Origin of the sequence: Pyxidicoccus fallax (assembly GCF_012933655.1) — a bacterium.
Taxonomy (GTDB): domain Bacteria; phylum Myxococcota; class Myxococcia; order Myxococcales; family Myxococcaceae; genus Myxococcus; species Myxococcus fallax.
Map to the genome: position 1 here is coordinate 1 of NZ_JABBJJ010000807.1, position 395 is coordinate 395.

1 protein-coding gene is annotated in these 395 nt (G+C 62.3%); it reads right to left on the reverse strand.

Annotation, left to right across the window (positions count from 1 at the left end; translation table 11 throughout):
* Positions 1–132: 132 nt before the first annotated feature.
* Positions 133–395 (reverse strand): ferrochelatase (locus tag HG543_RS54260; protein ID WP_211194838.1); only part of this gene is annotated, 263 nt, incomplete at its 5' end.

Here is a 395-nt window from a genome sequence, read left to right on the forward strand (position 1 = left end):
GTGGCACGCATTCGCCAGGATCAGTCCGTCGACGGCGGCCGCGGACTGGTGCTGGTGGTCAGTGGCGACAACCTGCGCAAGGGTGCCGCGCTGAACACCATCCAGATCGCAGAACTGCTGGTCTAGCTCCTTTTAAGAGCCGCAGCAGCCAGGGGCGCAGAAGTTTCCGTTCTTGGTGTGGCCGAAGTTCGGCACCGTGCCGAACTTCTCCGCGATCTGCTTTGCGGCTTGCTGCTCCTCAGTCAACGGCTGGGGATCCTCGGCGATCATGTCCACCACCATCGCGGCGAAGGACTTGCTGAGCCCCGGAGTGGCGGAGCGCACGAAGGAAATGCCTGCCTCGTCTGCAGCATCCTTGGCCTCGGTGTCCAGATCCCACTTGACCTCAATGTGAT